Raw genomic sequence first — 2,864 nt, forward strand, 5'->3', positions numbered from 1 at the left:
ATTCCGGACCGCCGCGTTGGCCCCGCTCAGCGCGGCGGCCGTTTGCTTCCCGACGGCCTTCGGGTCCACGGCGTGCTTTTGCGACGCCTCAACCATCTCACTCAGCTTATCCGCGGCCTTACCCGTTTGCGCCACGTCGTCAAGTTGCTCTTGGGCCTTGTACCGCTTGAGATCGATCGCCGTGAGCCGCTGAATCAGGTTGTCGCGCAGCGCCTGCACGGCTTCCGGCTTGCCTTCGCGTAAGGCCGCGTACTGGCCCTTGTCCAGAATCCGAAACGGGCCGAACTCCCGCGCCCGCTTCACCACGCTGTCGGACACGTTAATCACCTGCGGCATCGCGCCGATGCGCAAGTAGACCCCGTCGTCCGCTACACCGCCGTTGCCCGTTGCCGGCGTGTGGTACGCCACGACGTAGGCGACGACCGTGTTTTCGCCGTGCTTGGCCGAGTCCTTTAACTTGTTCTGCACCGCGTCCGGGAGTTGATCGTACGTCGCCCCGACGGCGACGCTGAACTTCCCGTCGAGCACAACGCGACACGGCTTACCGTCGATCTCTAGACTACCGGTCACGTCGGCCGCGGCGTTCGACGACGTGCTGACCACCCACCCCGGCCCCAGCACCCGGGCGATGACCTGCTCCCACCTCTTCTCAACCTTGTCCTCGTGCTTCCCGCCCTTCGGGATGCCGTTCGCGCGGATCTCGTTCAGCTCCTTCTCGTCGGGCACCAGCTTCTCATCCACCAACTGCTTCCCCACCGCCGCCGCGTCGAAACCGTCCTTCGCTCCGGCTGGCGAATCGTTCCCATCGGCCCCTGCGCCCCCCTCGTCCGGGCACTTGGTCCGCACGCCGTGCTCGTCCAGGCAGTACGGGTTACCGTTCTTGTCCTGATGCTTTCCCGGCGTGGCTCCGCCGTCGCCCGTGCTCTCCCGCGCGAGCCCGTGGCACGCGCACGGCGGGCGCCCCTCCCCGACCGGCGCGTTCGGGCTGCTCCCGTCCCCGCCGGCGCTGCCCGGCGGCGCCGGTGTCGGTCCGCCGGGCGGCAGCCCGCCCCCGCCGCCTGGACCCGGGGGCTCGAACCGCGCCTTCCACGCCCGGATGTTCGCCGCCACCTGCTCCGGGTCCGCGCCCGTCGACCGCACGAACTCCATCGGGTCCGCGCAGTTCTGCTGGTACAAGGCCAGGAACGTCCGCGCCTTCTTCTCCTCGTCCGCGATCACCACCGGCCGGCACGTGCCCACCGCACGCACCCACTTCGACACCCCACGCGGCAGACGCCCCGACCGCGCGCAGAACTCCAGCACCCGCGCCGCCACCCGGCACGCGAACGCCTTCACCCGCTCCTGACGCGCCTGCGTCAGACGCACGAAGACCCACCCCCGGCCCCTCCCTGCAGGGAGGGGAGCAGGAACCACCGCGTGCCCGGGGCGGGATCGGCGCGCGAGCGGCTTTGCTCCCCTCCCTTCAGGGAGGGGCCGGGGGTGGGTCGCGCCGCGAACACACGAACGCCCCGGGGTCGTGCGTGCGGCTCAGCTCTTGCGCTTCTTCTTCGGCTTCACGGGCGGTGGCGGATCGGGCACCTCGGGCGGTTGCGGGGCATCAGGCACCGAGTTTGGGGTACTCTGCGCGGCATCGTGTTCCGCCAGCAACCGACGGGCCTCGGCCAGCGTCTCAGGGTTCTGGAGGATACCACGAGCCAGAGCGGCGGCTTCGGCCGTCGTCATTCCTTCCCCGAACCGCTCGTACCACGCGACCCGCTCCTCGTCGCTCATCTCATCCCACGACTTCATGACGATAGCTTCCTGTATGTCGAGAATAGCAATTTGCCTATCTGAAACCGTAGCGCACCGTTTGACGGATATGATTCGTTCGCAATTAGCTAGAGCGGTCGCGCGTTCGACTCACGGTTGGGCGCCCGTGTTTTGTGACTGCGCGAGTGCATCATGTGCCTGAAGTAGGCGCCGAAGTTCCGCCAACATCTCTGGGTTCCCCGCCTTCAGCGCGCCTTTGAGCAGCCCGCCAAATTCTTTGGGCCGAAGAGTCGCCCCTTGAACTTCGAGTACCGCGATCTGCTCCCCTTCAACCCGAGCCTCCCAGCGTTGCCGCGAGTGCTGTTTCAGCCCCGCGCGGGCCTTGGCCCTCATGTCGCCCAGTGCCTGCTTGTCCTTAACGAAGTCGGTCATTTTACCCGAGATCGGCCCCAGATCGATCATCGTGTCGGGCGGCGCCGTGGGGGGCAAGGTGGGTGGCGCGCCGTCCTTCGGGAAATACGTGTCGCCGCCACCGATCCGGAGCACGATTCTCCCTTGCTGGTGCCCCTGGCGCTGTGACCGGCCCGGGAACCCGGGGTGAATCACAAAGGTTACATACAGCTTATTCTGGTCTCGCGCTTGCTTGCGTTTATCGATCCAGTCGGCATTCGGGTAGCTCACCATCACCCGATCGCGACTGCGCACCTGAGCGAGCTTCGCGTCGAAGGCAGCGTCCATCGGCCCGTCAGACAACTCGACGGTGGCCGGAACGTCCGTGATGCCGGTGTTGGCCGCCGCGGGTTTCGACCCGACGATGGCGGCGGCCAAGTGCTCGCCGAGGCGGACGACCGCCGCCGCGTGCTTGGTGCCCTTCTTGGCCGGGCGCTGCAGTTTGTCCCACTCCTTATCCCCCGCGCAGGCGAGGTAGCCGACGACATCCGCTTCGGGGTCCGGGGCCTTCTTGAATTTCTTGTCGATGCGACTTCGCTCGGAGATTTCAGCCGCCGTTGCCCGAGGACCTTGAGGCACCGCGCTCGCCCCGGCGCGGCCGCTCGGCGGAGGTGTCGGAGGCACGGAAGGCGGCGCCGCGCCGGCGGAACCGGTGCCGCCCACGG

2 protein-coding genes and 1 pseudogene are annotated in these 2,864 nt (G+C 67.7%); all 3 read right to left on the reverse strand.

The features are described 5' to 3' along the window. Positions 1–1,365 (reverse strand): annotated as a pseudogene (locus R5W23_RS06335) (hypothetical protein); the annotation flags it as partial. 162 nt (positions 1,366–1,527) lie between these two features. After that, the gene (locus R5W23_RS06340; protein WP_320685607.1) at positions 1,528–1,788 is read right to left on the reverse strand and encodes a hypothetical protein; all 261 of its coding nucleotides are present in this window, start codon (positions 1,786–1,788) and stop codon (positions 1,528–1,530) included. A gap of 111 nt (positions 1,789–1,899) precedes the next feature. After that, on the reverse strand, positions 1,900–2,778 hold the full coding sequence (locus tag R5W23_RS06345) for a hypothetical protein (RefSeq protein ID WP_320685608.1): 879 nt from the start codon (positions 2,776–2,778) through the stop codon (positions 1,900–1,902). Between the last annotated feature and the right edge of the window lie 86 nt (positions 2,779–2,864).

It is taken from the genome of Gemmata algarum, assembly GCF_034097035.1.
GTDB classification, from domain to species: domain Bacteria; phylum Planctomycetota; class Planctomycetia; order Gemmatales; family Gemmataceae; genus Gemmata; species Gemmata algarum.

What these genes read in the sequence shown, in the direction of transcription:
- R5W23_RS06340 (WP_320685607.1), bottom strand. Translation starts at nt 1,788, where the DNA reads ATGAAGTCGTGGGATGAGATGAGCGACGAGGAGCGGGTCGCGTGGTAC.